Annotated in this window: 14 protein-coding genes; 12 read left to right on the top strand and 2 right to left on the bottom strand. The window is 59.0% G+C overall.

Features of this window, described 5'->3' with window-relative positions:
• Window positions 1-32 precede the first annotated feature (32 nt).
• Complete coding sequence (locus J2W94_RS07400; RefSeq protein ID WP_310091767.1) at window positions 33-206, bottom strand: hypothetical protein; 174 nt, start codon at window positions 204-206, stop codon at window positions 33-35.
• 423 nt (window positions 207-629) lie between these two features.
• On the opposite strand from J2W94_RS07400, the gene J2W94_RS07395 reads away from it, so the two are divergent.
• The 3 genes from J2W94_RS07395 to J2W94_RS07385 all read left to right on the top strand — a co-directional run bounded on the left by J2W94_RS07395 (window position 630) and on the right by J2W94_RS07385 (window position 1,736).
• Window positions 630-875, top strand: a complete 246-nt coding sequence (locus tag J2W94_RS07395) for an XAC0095 family protein (protein WP_310091765.1) — start codon at window positions 630-632, stop codon at window positions 873-875.
• A 119-nt stretch (window positions 876-994) separates the two neighbouring features.
• Window positions 995-1,456, top strand: coding sequence for a hypothetical protein (locus J2W94_RS07390; RefSeq protein ID WP_310091762.1), 462 nt, complete (start codon window positions 995-997; stop codon window positions 1,454-1,456).
• A gap of 61 nt (window positions 1,457-1,517) precedes the next feature.
• Window positions 1,518-1,736 carry an XAC0095 family protein gene (locus tag J2W94_RS07385; RefSeq protein WP_310091760.1) on the top strand — a complete coding sequence of 73 codons (219 nt, stop codon included), beginning with the start codon at window positions 1,518-1,520 and terminating at the stop codon, window positions 1,734-1,736.
• Between the two features lie 34 nt (window positions 1,737-1,770).
• Here the strand turns inward: J2W94_RS07385 and J2W94_RS18150 are convergent, their stop codons facing one another.
• Window positions 1,771-1,917 (bottom strand): phage integrase N-terminal SAM-like domain-containing protein, encoded by a 147-nt coding sequence (locus J2W94_RS18150; RefSeq protein WP_430540592.1) that lies wholly within the window; start codon window positions 1,915-1,917, stop codon window positions 1,771-1,773.
• Window positions 1,918-3,360: 1,443 nt separating this feature from the next.
• Here J2W94_RS18150 and J2W94_RS07380 point away from each other — a divergent pair.
• The 9 genes from J2W94_RS07380 (at window position 3,361) to J2W94_RS07340 (ending at window position 12,910) form a co-directional block, all read left to right on the top strand.
• Complete coding sequence (locus J2W94_RS07380; protein ID WP_310091758.1) at window positions 3,361-3,579, top strand: hypothetical protein; 219 nt, start codon at window positions 3,361-3,363, stop codon at window positions 3,577-3,579.
• A gap of 836 nt (window positions 3,580-4,415) precedes the next feature.
• Entirely contained in the window at window positions 4,416-4,862 is a 447-nt protein-coding gene (locus J2W94_RS07375) for a DUF4279 domain-containing protein (RefSeq protein ID WP_310091756.1), read from the top strand.
• Between the two features lie 439 nt (window positions 4,863-5,301).
• Window positions 5,302-5,760: a hypothetical protein gene (locus J2W94_RS07370; protein ID WP_310091754.1), complete on the top strand. Its 459-nt coding sequence runs from the start codon at window positions 5,302-5,304 to the stop codon at window positions 5,758-5,760.
• Window positions 5,761-5,823: 63 nt separating this feature from the next.
• Window positions 5,824-6,165, top strand: coding sequence for a hypothetical protein (locus tag J2W94_RS07365; protein ID WP_310091751.1), 342 nt, complete (start codon window positions 5,824-5,826; stop codon window positions 6,163-6,165).
• Window positions 6,166-6,713: 548 nt separating this feature from the next.
• Window positions 6,714-7,073, top strand: coding sequence for a hypothetical protein (locus J2W94_RS07360; protein WP_310091748.1), 360 nt, complete (start codon window positions 6,714-6,716; stop codon window positions 7,071-7,073).
• 192 nt (window positions 7,074-7,265) lie between these two features.
• On the top strand, window positions 7,266-7,730 hold the full coding sequence (locus J2W94_RS07355; protein WP_310091745.1) for a hypothetical protein: 465 nt from the start codon (window positions 7,266-7,268) through the stop codon (window positions 7,728-7,730).
• Window positions 7,731-8,115: 385 nt separating this feature from the next.
• Window positions 8,116-9,639 (top strand): tryptophan halogenase family protein, encoded by a 1,524-nt coding sequence (locus J2W94_RS07350; protein ID WP_310091742.1) that lies wholly within the window; start codon window positions 8,116-8,118, stop codon window positions 9,637-9,639.
• Between the two features lie 522 nt (window positions 9,640-10,161).
• Window positions 10,162-10,956 (top strand): polysaccharide deacetylase family protein, encoded by a 795-nt coding sequence (locus J2W94_RS07345; RefSeq protein WP_310091740.1) that lies wholly within the window; start codon window positions 10,162-10,164, stop codon window positions 10,954-10,956.
• A 175-nt stretch (window positions 10,957-11,131) separates the two neighbouring features.
• Window positions 11,132-12,910 (top strand): NPCBM/NEW2 domain-containing protein, encoded by a 1,779-nt coding sequence (locus tag J2W94_RS07340; protein WP_310091736.1) that lies wholly within the window; start codon window positions 11,132-11,134, stop codon window positions 12,908-12,910.
• The last annotated feature ends 214 nt before the right edge of the window (window positions 12,911-13,124 follow it).

The raw sequence follows: 13,124 nt of genomic DNA, 5'->3' as shown, positions 1-13,124 counted from the left end.
GAAGAAGGAGGGCAACAACCGCCAAGCTTTGGCTAGCGCGCATTATTGAATCCTTTATTCATGTCCGCACTGCCAACAGCAACGCAAGCTGCACGAACTTCTTCAAATGTTTGATAGGGAAGCAGGTGTGCGCGAAATGCCGCGCGTGGTTGGTGCATCCGTGCAATGCGGCGATGGTCCGGCATAACTTGCTTCGGCGCGCTCATCATCACTTCCCCGGCCTACAAGGCTAGCGAATCTTCATCCGCCAACCCCAGAGCACTAAAGTAGATAAGAAGAGACGGAGGTGGTTATGCGACTCAACCGCTCTTCGCCTCTTATTTCCCCGAGTTCATGGGAGCACTGAAAGCGCGTACGCACAACGTAAATAATTCACGCTCGGCGGGGGGTACTTCCGTGCTGCCTGATTTCTACAGGCCATAAGCAGATGACTGCACCCGCTCCACTCACTATTTAGGTGCCAACCCCCGTCAATCTGGTGGATTCTCTGTGCCCGTGCACTGGGCACCATCGGCGCACATGCTCTGCGTCGGGGCGGCTAGTACACATTCGAGCTAAAGGGGACGGAGGCATTTAGAAGGCATTCCATTGCGAAGAAGAAAGGAGACCGTCGTGCGCCAAGGAAAGCCATGCGAGCCCGGCTATTCCTGCCGGAAGAAGCTCACCAGCAACGCCAGTCCCTCTGCCACTACCTGCATCTGCTGGCCGACCTCAGCCAACCCGAAATCCTCAAGCCCGACGACCTCATCCTGCCCCGCGCCGGCCTGGCCCACTGCTTCACCCAACTGGCCGAAGCCGCCGACCAGATCGCCGCCACCACCACCTTCCGACCCGTCCCCGCCAAGCTGCCGCAGCGTCGCAGGCCGGCCGCCTAGCGCCTTGATCGCGTATTCTTGCCACTTGGCTTGATCGAAAGCGGGAGTTCGAGTAGCGCGAAGCTGCCGGCTTCTGCTTCTATCATCGACTATCTCCAATCGGTACAAGGCCCGGTTACATGGAATCAGATCGGCTCTCTTCCAGCACAACATATCTCTGGAAGTATCTGTATGCGCCCTTCTGGATCTTGTTACCCATCTGCGTGACCATCGCCTTTGTGGGCCAGGGCGAAACGAAGGCATGGTTCGGGACCTTGGGTGCCTTGTTCTGTGTCGTCTTTGCTTATTGCAAGTTCGGCAAAGTGCGGCACGTCGATCTGCAGGATGAGCATTTCTTGATTTCCGACCTTGGGCGACGCTACGAAGTCCCCGTGTCACAGCTGCAGCGCGTCGATGGCGGCAGCTGGATCCACCCTGACACCGTAAAACTGTACTTCAAAGACGACACTGGTTTCGGCAAGAGAGTGGACTTCGTCGCACACTGGAGTTTGTGGTCTGGTTTGGAGGAGCACCCGGTCGTCGATGAACTGGACAGGCTGATCCAACGCCGTCGTAGCGATCGATTGCTGACGGGTGCATAGACTGTAGGAGCGAAAAAGGGACTGAAAAAGGGGACAGAGAACATATCTGTTTGAAACCGATATGTTCTCTGACTCCTTTGACCATTTCCTGCCGGAAGAAGCCCACCAGCAACTGCAGTCCCTCTGCCACTACCTGCACCTGCTGGCCGGACTCAGCCAACCCGAAATCCTCAAACCCGACGACCTCATCCTGCCCCGCGCCGGCCTGGCCCACTGCTTCACCCAACTGGCCGAAGCCGCCGACCAGATCGTCGCCACCACCACCTTTCGACCCGGGTAACGCGCTTCCGGCTAGGCCTGTTCGCGATCGCTCATCAGATACTCGACCTCTCACCGCCTAATTCGCACGGGTGCCGCCGTCCGTTGATCCGGATATACCGGCGAATCCAATATAGATAGGCCTGTTCCTTCCGCAAACTGTGGTGCTTCACCCGCAATCTGCGCGGAACTTCATCGAACAGCCTGGGGCTTGGCGGGGCGGATCCTGGATTTGCTTATGACCGCGACATCTTCGGCCGTAGGCATTAGACGGCCTCCGTGCCGGTAAACACCCTCAATGTTTAATGTCCTGCCGGCTCGCGGTACTGCCGTAACACCTTGTGCCGCGTAGACAAAGCCTGATTGACGAGCCTCCCAGACCACACCCACAATCCGCGCTACACCCCACTTTGGGGTCTAATCGTAGTTAGGCCCCATGGTCAAGGTCGTATTAGCTGCCACAACATTAGTACTCGTTTCTGCTGCGATCTGGGTTGTGTGGTCGCTAAAGCAGTGTCCGCTCGACGATCCGCAAAATCTTGCGCAAGCGGCGGCTATGGTCCGAGAGCAGGTCATTCGACAAGGTCTGGATCCAGCACATCTATCCGGACCCAACCGCGATATGGAGTGCGGCGTAAGTTTTGAGTACTCGGGCAAAGGACGTAGGATTGATTACGTAGTTACATCTGACATGCTCCGTGGGCCGGAGTTATCTCACTGGGACTATGCAGAGACCGCAAACGGGCCCTAACAATTCATTCAAGCCGAGTCCGCATCGTTACGGCATCAATCGGATAGTTGGCCTGGGCGGGCCGGCTTAATTCAGGCGTTAGGCCTCAGATGAAAGTAGTCGCGCAAGAACCGTGGAGCTGGACACTTCTTGAGGACGCTGATGCGTGCTACTTAAGCGTGCTGTGCGGCGGGATCGCGATGTTTGGAATCGATATTCGACTGACGACCGAGGAGCTGGGTAAGTTCGGTCCGAGCCTTCATGGTGCAGCGACGGATCTAGCCAATCTGGTGCGTGCAAATCAAGAAGAGTACGGTGAGCGGCACTTGGGGGATTTTAGTACTAGGCCAGATGTTCGACTAGCGGGTCTTCGGTGGCGCAAAGAGCATCGCGCCGAGGCCTAACAATTCATTCAAGCCGAGCCCGCATCGCTATGGCCACGAGCGGACAGTTGATCGGGCGGGCCGGCTTAATTCAGGCGTTAGGCCTCACCCATGACAGTTGATCGCCTATCTACATATTGGCAACACGCCGGCCAGCTTCTTGGCTTCACTGTGGAGGCGCCATGCCAGATCGTGCTACCTGGAGGCCGAGCCCTTACGTTCTCCGCCCGCTTACCCGATTTCGGCGCAGAGCGAGGGATTCTGCTTTCCGACGACTATGAGAGTTTTTCAGCTCATACGGTTGCTTTAGCCGCAGCGGGTTATGGCTACTCAGTGCTGTCAGCGCCAACTTACGCTCCAGTCATAGCAGACGTAATTGATTTACTCAAAGATTGGGGTTGGTCGGCCGCAGCTCCGCAACCTAAGTGGCTGGATGAGGCCTAACAATTCATTCAAGCCGAGCCCGCGTCGCGGTCTCGACAAACTTCAGCCGTCTCGTGGCGGGCCGGCTTAATTCAGGCGTTAGGTGTGCAATGGCAACCCCAATCATCAAGGAGCAAGACCCCGAGGTGCTGGCTGCCCTTCCTTTAGGCAAGCTCAATCACGAGATTGATCGCTGCCTGTGGGGTTACGAGAATGGCGGTACATCGCAGGGCCGCAAGTCGTTTTTCAAGCGCCTCGTCATGCTTGAGGGGATCAGAGAGCAAGAGCATGGCGTTCCCGCAAAACAACGAGCATTTCGCGAAAGGTGAGGCTGAGATCATGTGTTTCGGATGCAGCACACCTAACGATTCATTCAAGCCGAACCCGCTTCGCGGCTCGGCTTAATTCAGGCGTTAGGCCGCAAGAGACAGCTTATGGGCAAGTCCATCATTGCAATCGGTGCGATCATTCTGCTCGTTGGCCTACTCGGACTCCCGCCAATCTCAGACTTTCTTCCAGTCTCTTTCAGACTGCCGTCCAGCGATCCGCATGCCTACTACCGAGTCGTTCCGACTGGCCAGTACTCTCATCTTGTTTCCGCCTTGCTCGCTGCAACTGGATTGCTACTCTGTGGCGCCGGCCTTGCAATACACCGCCGGCGCAAACGGGAGTAACTATCTCGCCTATGCGGCCTAACAATTCATTCAAGCCAAACCCGCATCTCGGCTTCGTTCAAGCCCCCGGCTTCTGTTCTAATATCAGCCAATCACTGGCCCGTTGCGGGTCGGCTTAAGTCAGGCGTTAGGCGCCACAACAAACATGACTATTTGTCCGTACTGTCAAAGGCCTGCACTTTCCCAGCTTAAGAAATCATTCCTAGGACCCGCACGGTCTGTGGCCTGTCAGTCCTGCGGTAAGAAGATTTCCGTACCATCAACAGCCATGCTTGCTGTTACTCCATTCATTTTCAGCATTATTCTTGCGGGACTCCTGACACCGCACGGCTGGTTGTTTCCCGCTCTTTCACTCTTGATTGGCTACGTGTCCATGGCCGCAATACATGCATTTCTTGTTCCGTTGGTGCCGCGTGGCGCCTAACAATTCATTCAAGCCGAACCCGCTTCGCGGGTCGGCTTAATTCAGGCGTTAGGCACCAGGTGAAGCTTTGACCGGCTACGACAAAAACTACGCCACTTGCTCCTATACCCACGTTTGGTTTCGCGCCATGCATGACACGGCAGATCCAAGCGAGGCCACCAAAATTTTGGGGATAGAACCGACAAGCTCTCATCTGGTCGGATCTCGCGTTTCCGAGAAATCGACTCGAACTCGAAAATCGTCAGGTTGGTTTCTTGAGTCCGCCGGCAACGTCGACAGTCTCGATGCTAGGCACCACCTCGACTGGCTTCTGGATAAAATGGTCGGAAAGGAGGCTGCCATTTCACAGCTATTGCAGCAGGGATACTTCGTTGATATCTGCTGCCGATGGGATTCTCAATCGGGTCAAGGTGGCCCGACAATGGACCCATCTCACATGAAGGCACTCGGTAAACTCGGAGTTGAGTTTTGGTTTGACATCTACTTCGACGGAGAGGGCATAGCTGGTGCCTAACAATTCATTCAAGCCGAACCCGCTTCGCGGGCCGGCTTAATTCAGGCGTTATACGGGAATGATGCCCTTGGACACGATGGACCATCACTACAACCAATTTGCCTCACATGTAGCCGGCTATTGCTGCAGCTTGAAGAGGACAATCCTGTTCAAGGATCAATCGAGTGGTCCTTCCTCAACCGTATTCGCCGTCTGGCACAGAACACCGCCTCTAGCGAATCATTCAAAGAGATTCACGGCTCACTCGATTCACTCAGTCGGTTCGCAGTCGACTCGATGCCATGGGAAGGCCCTGTGTGGCGGCAGTACAACGAGTTGATCTCCTTGGTGCCGAGCAAATTCGACCAACGGGTTGGCATGAAGTGAGCCGCTTCCCGTATAACAATTCATTCAAGCCGACGCCGCTTCGCGGCGCGGCTTAATTCAGGCGTTAGGCGCTATGTCCCAACAACGCGTGCATTGGCTACATCTACTGCTCGGGCTTGCCGTATCGGCCGCAGCCTTCTATGGCTGGCGGCTTTCGCTTTCAGCCCAGCCAACGCTGCTTGAGCATGCTTCCGGGCTAATTACGAGCTCGGAGGAGGTTCGTGCGGGCCGTGCTCGGACAATCCACTTCCACATCGATGACTCCAGCTTAGAGTTCACTTACCCGAGCATCCTGCCCGCCTACGGTACGGCCACTGCGGTCCTTAAGCCCGGCAACACAGCAACAATTGGCTATGCCGGCCCTGGTGAGCCCGAGCTGTGGGAACTGTCTGTCAATGGCCAACCAATTGTTCAATCAGCCGGTGCGCACGAGGTAAGACTCTCCAATGGCAAATGGGCCTTCTGGCTCTTCGTCGCCTTTTCGCTATCTACGGTTTATCTCGGGTGGTGCTATCGGCGGCAGTCCCGATAGCGCCTAACAATTCATTCAAGCCGAAGCCGCTTCGCGGCTCGGCTTAATTCAGGCGTTAGGTCCTTGAACCAACCAATTCGCTCCCGCACAAGCACTGATGGCTCTCTCACACTTGAAGTGTTCGAGGAAGACGAGTGTTACATAGGCTTCAGCGATCAAGCCTGGCATACCCATGGTGACCTGCTTGTTCCCGAGTACGGCATGGCTCCGCTAGAAGCGGTCATTGCATTCTTCGAGTCTGTCGTTAACGACCACGGGGTTATTTGTATTTTTCCGCAGCGCCCATCGCACTTGCAGGTGTCTGTAACCGATGATCCAGATACTGAGATAACTCTAGCCGCAGGTGAGCCGCTTGTGCTGCGCCTGTGGTCTGGCAAACTCGTCACGGGTACCGCAAGGGCCTAACAGTTCATTCAAACCGAAGCCGCTTCGCAGATCGGCTTGATTAAGGCGTTAGGGCGCAGGAGACGGTATGTGGCAGCTCGCAGCAGTTCCCGTACTCACGATCGCCAGCTGCATTGCCTACATTGGTTTGTTCGTTTGGCCAGGTCGAATTTGTCTACTTGCAACACTCGTTCTTTCCAGTGTCACTCTTGGCGTTCTGCTATACCTCGCCTGGTTCTTCCGTGATGGCATGGGCCCCGATGCAGTCACCACGGTTGGAGGGGCTGCTTGGCGTCATTTCATGGCTGGTGCAGCATTCCCACTCATCGCTTGGTCGTTCATCGTAGTTACCGGCTTGATTAGGTATTGGTGGTCAACGCGCCAGCGCCCTAACAATTCATTCAAGCCGAACCCGCATCAGGGCGGCGCCTAAATGCCTAAATGCACGGCTTCGGCTATATTTGCACCCAGTCGCCGCCCTGCTGCGGGTCGGCTTAATTCAGGCGTTAGGCCGCAACTGGAGGCCACTTCGCCACAACGAGCGTAAACCCTGGTCTCGAGGAGTAACGATGAGCGAAGCAATCTTGTACGCAATTGATGCCCCCCATATTACCGATGCGGTGACGGCGGCGGGGTTTGTGGATCAGTTTAGAGACAGTAACGAGGCACCAACCGCGGGCATTGCCTCTTTCTTTGATAACCTTCTGCGAGTTTGGCCGGAAGACGGGTCAAAGGGTGCCGTTTGGAACGAAGATTTCGCACACAACAGGCCGGCCGGATCCGTCCTGGAGATGACGTTCGAACTCAGTGAATTCGACGAAGAACGACTGGGCCAACTAAGGGCAATCGCCGAACAGCACGGAGTTCATGTGCTCGATCCAGAAGGTGAGGTCCTATACCTTGCTGACGGAAGTGAGGCAGGTGCCTAGGATCCATAAAGGCGGACTTCCTCAACGAAGCTCGCCAACGATGCGGCTTCTGACGGAACCGCAGGTATTGCGGCCTAACAATTCATTCAAGCCGAACCCGCATCAGGGCGGCGCCTAAGTGCACGCCTTCGGCTATATTTGCACTCAGTCGCCGCCCCGCTGCGGGTCGGCTTAATTCAGGCGTTAGGCCTCATGCGAAACATCATCGTCCTTGTTGCCGTCCTCGCAGTGAGTGAAGTCCACGCCGGTGTTCCCAATATTTCGGAGCTCAGCATTGGCGGCATAGAGATCGGCGCCACGGAGGCGCGCGTGCGTCGGTCGCTGGGCGAGCCGGCCGGAACCTTCGATACGGGCGAAGGGCTTGAGCTGTACTACCCGGGTTTGGTAGTCACTGTCGGGTGGCTGGAGTCGCCCGGCCCGGATGTGCCTCGGCGCGTTACCGCCCTCGCTGGCACCGGCTTCAATGCGTGCACGCCGGCCGGCCTCTGCCCCGGCATGCCTGTCGCGGAGGTCACTCGGCTCTATGGCCCTGCAGAACCTGTTCGCCGCGAGAACGGGACATTCTTGGAGTATCAGCCCAAGGGTGCAAACTGTTGGCTGCAGATTCGCGCGTCCGCGGATCCTATCTACGAGGTGGCCGTGGCTTGCCAGCCATGAGGCCTAACAATTCGTCCAAGCCGACGCCGCTTCCCGGCTCGACTTAACTCAGGCGTTAGTACACGTAGGGCGGAACCCGCGAAGCGGATGACCAGCTGCGCTGTTGAGAGCCCGCCGCATGTCTGTCCTCTGCCGGCATTGCATCTATTCGCGCATATCCGGCCGGCTTTCAACAGCGAAGTTGGCCATCGTCTACGACGGATCCGCATTACGCTTGCTTCGTTTCGATCCTAGGCAACCTGATGTTTGCCCGGTGGGCCAAGGCCCACCCTAACGAAAAATGGTCAGGCTCATTCTTTAACCCAGGAAATGAACCTGACCCCCTTTTTTAACCCATGCCGTCAGGCAAGGAGTAACCTGACCCCGTGTCCGGGGAGGCATGGCCATGAACGAGCGTCACATACGCCGGATCGTCATCGTCGGCGGCGGGACCGCCGGCTGGATGGCGGCGGCGCCCCTGTCGCAGCAACTGCCCCGCCAAGGGCCGATGGGCTGCGAGATCGTGTTGGTGGAGTCGCCCGATATCGCCACGGTCGGTGTCGGCGAAGCCACCATTCCGCCGATCCGCACCTTCAATAACCTGCTGGGGCTGGACGACACGGAGTTCACCAAGCGCACCCAGGGGACCTACAAGCTGGGGATCGAGTTCCGCAACTGGGGACGCATCGGCCACCGCTTCTTCCACGGCTTTGGCGATTTCGGCCCGCCGATCCAGAACCGCGCGCCCTACCAGCACTGGCTGCGACTGAGCGCGAAGCACCCCGACTTCCCGTCGTATGAAGATTGGTCCACGTCCAGCGTGATGGCGCGGCACATGAAGTTCACGCCGCCGCTGGCCGGGTCGCCATCGGCCCATAATTCGTATTCGTACGCCTACCAGTTCGATGCCTCGCTGTACGCGGGTTACCTGCGCGAGTACGCGATGGCGCGTGGCGTGCAGCGCGAGCTTGGCACCGTCGTCGACGTCGAGCTGCGGCCCGAGGACGGATTCGTGGCAGCCGTTCGCATGGCCGACGGTCGGCGCATCGAGGGCGACCTGTTCATCGATTGCTCGGGGTTCCGAGGCCTGCTGATCGAAGGCGCCATGAAGGCCGGTTACGAGGACTGGCGAAAGTGGCTGCCCTGCGACCGCGCGCTTGCGGTTTCCAGCGAACGCACGGAGCCGCTGCGGCCCTACACCACCTCGACCGCGCACGCGCCCGGCTGGCAATGGACGATCCCGCTGCAGCATCGCACCGGTAGTGGCCTGGTCTACAACAGCGACTGCATCTCCGACGACGAGGCCAGCGCATTGCTGGTCGCCAACCTCGAAGGCAAGCCACAGGGCGTGCCCAACCCCTTGCGATTCGTGACCGGCCGGCGCAAGCGTGCCTGGGTCAAGAACGTGGTCGCCCTTGGGCTGGCGGCGGGTTTCGTGGAGCCGCTGGAGTCCACCAGCATCCACATCATCATGGACGGCGTGGGTTGGCTGGTGGAGTACTTCCCGGATCGCGACTTCCATCCCTCGCTGGCCGCCGAATTCAACCGCCAGCACGCCGAGCAATTCGAGTCGACCCGCGATTTCATCGCGATGCACTACCACCTGACGCAGCGCGATGATTCCGAACTGTGGCGCTACTGCGCGAACATGAAGCTGCCCGAGACGCTGGCGCACCAGATCGACATGTTCCGCGGCACCGGGCGAGTGGTCATGCACCACCAGTTGGGGTTCCTGGAGCCCTCGTGGGTGTCCATGTACCTCGGCCTGGGCCTGCGGCCCGATCGGCTTGCTCCATTCGTCGAGCACGTGGACGAGCAGGCGCTGCTGGCCCATTTCATGCGCGTGCGCCAGGCGATTGCCGGCACGGTGGCCGAGATGCCAGACCATGCGGCCTATATCGAGCGCCACGTGAAGGCCGATCCGCCCTGAGGCAAAAAAAGAAGAAGGGGTCAACGGAAAAGGGGCCAGAGTAAATATCCGTTTGAAGCCGATATTTACTCTGACCCCTTTTTGCCTTGGGCTCTTCGCTTCTTCGTCGCCAAAGTGTCGTTGCACGAGTCAGGCGGATAGGCGGTCCACCAGATCTATTCTTTTACGGAATGGAAAGTGCTCAATACTTCATTTGTCGTGCAAGGGAGATTCGGCGAAGCTCCGTGCAGGCATGTGAACATCGCAGCTTCTATTTCCTTGCTCGATAGCGTGGCTGACTGCGTCGCGGATTCGAGACACCCGAAAACTCCGCTCTCGGATGGCCGTCAGAATGAAACGATTTGTACTGGCGCGTGTCGCCTGTATCGCCACGCTGCCGGTGTGGGCCGACGACGTGACATTCACCGCAGTTCGCTATGCGGGCCTATCGGCTGCGATCAGAAACGGACTTTCGAAATACTGTCTGGGTTCAATCGGAGCTTCCGGTCCATCAGCGGCTTTCTCTCCGTGAGGGGGATGACGATGAAGATGCTTCTGGCGCTCGCGCTGAGCTTGGTCTGCGGCGTGTCGACCGCATCGGCGACGACATGGCCGGAAGGGGCCAAGGCGGCGGTGGTGCTGACCTACGACGACGGGCTGGACTCTCAGCTGGATCACGCGGTGCCGGTGCTGGACGCGGCCGGATTGAAGGCGACCTTCTTCCTCGCCGGCCTGAAGCCGGCGGACGTTCCGCGTTGGCGCGCCGTAGGCGAGACGGGCCATGAACTCGCCAATCACACCCTCTTCCACCCTTGCCCCGCGTCCAAATTTTCCACCGATCCCCGCTACACGTCCGAGGCCTATACGCCGGCGAGTATGCTCAAGGAGATCGAGCAGCAGAACGTTCTTCTGACCGCGCTGGACGGCAAGCCAACCCACGGATTCGCCTCGCCATGCGGCCAGACCATGGCGGGCGGCGTCGACTATATCGAGGCTCTCAGGGCAGCGAACCTGGTGACCTATGTGCGCGGGGTCCACACCTCGCCCGACGACCTCCGCGCCGATGTCGGCCGGATGGATCCGATGCACATCCCCTCGCGCGGGTTCGACGAAGGGGTCACGGGCGCGCAGCTGATCGATTTCGCTAAGCAGGCCCAAGCGGGCGGCGGCATGGCGGTCTACCTGTTCCACGGCGTCGGCGGCGACTACCTGCAGGTATCCGACTCCGCGCACCGCGAGCTGATCACCTGGCTGGCCGCCCACCACGGCGAGGTCTGGGTGACTACCCTGCAAGGCGCGTTGGACTGGGCCAAGGCGCATCCAGATCCGCACCAGTAGCTGAATTCATGATTTTGAATATACCGAGGGAATAATGAGGCGTTCTGTTCAAGGGTTTATCGGCTGTCTCGCCTTGGCGCTATGTTATGGCGGCGGAGCCTATGCTGCGACCGATCCGCTGGCGCCGGCTGGCCGCTGGACTGCGGTAACAACAGGACAAGCGGCAAAGCCGCCCATGGGGTGGAACTCGTGGAACGCCTTCCACACAGATGTCACCGAAGCCAAGGTTCTGGATTCCGCCAAGACGATCGTTGACAGCGGCCTGGCCGCGAAGGGCTACCGCTACATCAACATCGATGACGGTTGGTGGCTGAAGCGACGGACCACGGACGGCCGCATGATCGTGCGCACCTCGATTTTCCCGTCCGCCGCGGTCGGCGGAGCCGAACAGACCAGCTTCAAACCGTTCACCGACCGCATCCACGCCATGGGTTTGAAGGCCGGCATCTACTCGGATATCGGCGCCAACAACTGTTCGCAGGCCTTCGCGCCGAATGCGCCAAACCTACCCGAGGGCACGGTCGTCGAGCGCGAGGTCGGACTGTACGGCCATATCGAGCAAGACATTGAACTCTACTTCAAGGATTGGGCGTTCGACTACATCAAGGTCGATGCCTGCGGCATCCGCGCCTTCGGTCTGGACAACGAGCGCGTCAAGTCCGGCCAATACCGGGCGCTCGATCCTTTGATCGACATCAAGGAAATCCGCCGCACCGACATACCGGCCGTCCGCAAGCTCTACCAACAGGTCGCCGATGCCCTGCACCGCGCAAATCCCGATGGCGACTATGTCTTTTCAATCTGCGCCTGGGGCTCGGCCGACGTCCGCGCCTGGGCCAAGGACGTCGGCAATCTGTCGCGGACCAGCGACGACATCACGCCCAGCTGGACGCGGATGCTGGCCAATTTCGACAGCGCGGCCAACCGCGCGCTCTATGCGCATCCCGGCTCCTGGAACGATCCGGACATGCTCTTCATCGGTCACGGCGACTTCGACGAGCGCCATTTGACGGAGGCCAAGTCGCACTTCGCGCTGTGGTCGATGCTGTCGGCGCCGCTTCTGATCGGCTACGACCTGAGGAACGCGCCGCAACCGCTGATGGACATCCTTGGCAACAGCGACATCATCGCCGTCAATCAGGACCCGGCGGGCAACCAGGCGGTGCTGGCCTACGACACCGACGACGTTCAGATCCTGGTCAAGACGCTGAGCAACGGCCACAAGGCGGTGGCGATTTTCAACCGCGGACTTGCGCCGGCCGAGGTGACGTTGACGGCCGGCCACATGAAGTTCGCCGCAACGGCGCCGGTTACGCTCAAGGACCTATGGACCGGCGCGACGCTGCCCGTCTTTTCCGGTGGAACGAAGATGCGTCTCGACCCGCGCCAGACGCTTGTCTTCGACGCCGTCGGCACGCGCGCACTGGCCGACGGCTTATATCTGTCGGAAATGCCCGGACGCGTGAACCCGGCCGTCGACGGCGTGGTCATTCCCCAGCCCGATCCCACGATCCATCGCATGATCACGCCTTGGGGAGGGACGACCGACACCGGCGAACCACCTGCCTACACCGGATGGGGCGGCGCGCAGGCCGACGCCACACCCTACCGGCAGGCGTTGCGCATCGACGGCAGGATGTACGAGACGGGTTTGGGCGTTCTCGCCAACTCGCGATTGGAGGTCAGGGCCGATGGCCAATTCCGCCGCTTCATCGCTGAGATCGGAGTCGATGATTCGACCCTTGATGCGGACGACGCGGTGACCTTCTCCGTCTATGGAGACGGTAAGCTCTTGGCGACATCCAAGCCGGCCCGCTTCGGTCAAACGGCGCAGGTCCTGAGCGCCAACATAGCGGGCGTGAAGATCGTCGAGCTGGTGGCGCGTGGCAATTCCGCCAGGAACAAGGCGCCTACGGTCGTCACATGGGGCAACGCGGCATTGCTCGGCGACTAGAGCATATCCCGGCCCTGGCGGCGGCATTTTTGTCGGGAGCGCCAGCCTCCCGCTTTAAGATGGAGCGCAGGCGCTCTCACGTCGCGAACTCCGCAAGCGATTCGCCGAAGCCAAAAAAAGGGGTCAAAAAAAGGGGTCAGGTTCATTTTTCAATACTCAAGGAAATGACCCTGCTCCTTTTCTGGTTGTCGCCTCGCGAACTATTAAAATCCCT

Source organism: Pseudoxanthomonas sacheonensis, from assembly GCF_031455975.1.
Classification (GTDB): domain Bacteria; phylum Pseudomonadota; class Gammaproteobacteria; order Xanthomonadales; family Xanthomonadaceae; genus Pseudoxanthomonas_A; species Pseudoxanthomonas_A sacheonensis_A.
Note: the sequence above shows the minus strand (reverse complement) of the source record. Positions and strands in the feature narration are given on the sequence as shown.